The following is a 419-nucleotide window of genomic DNA, read 5'->3' on the forward strand; positions in this document are numbered from 1 at the left end:
GGCTCGATCCGCCTTGATCTTGTCCGAGATGGCATCAGCGAAAACGGCTTGCGTTGGCATATTGATGCCGCTGGTGCAAGCGTTCCGGTTGCGCATGAGGAATCGGAGAAGAAAACGAAGTCGATCACAATTCATACGAGCGGGCGTGTTAACTATCATTTCGAAAGCACCCCCACACGCTTTCTACCCTGTTTGATGGATTTGGAACATCCCATCTCCATTGTCATCTACTCTGTACCATCTCTGGATCGCCTTGATGCAGTTGTTGGTCAGCGCAAGGACGATCACGTCGTTTCTGTCCCCGACGATTTACACGCGCGGCTGAATTTCCGGTTTGATGTAATGCCAGCTGTTTTCCCGACGCAACCTGGTGAGGGAGGGCGTTTCGGTGTCGAAGGACTCTACGCACTGTCGTGGAT

At 52.5% G+C, this 419-nt stretch carries 1 protein-coding gene; it reads left to right on the forward strand.

Features of this window, described 5'->3' with window-relative positions; all coding sequences use genetic code 11:
• Nucleotides 1-419 (forward strand): hypothetical protein (locus tag KH400_RS21465; RefSeq protein ID WP_217228105.1); only part of this gene is annotated, 419 nt, incomplete at both ends.

Origin of the sequence: Desertibacillus haloalkaliphilus, from assembly GCF_019039105.1 — a bacterium.
In the GTDB taxonomy this organism is placed as follows: domain Bacteria; phylum Bacillota; class Bacilli; order Bacillales; family KJ1-10-99; genus Desertibacillus; species Desertibacillus haloalkaliphilus.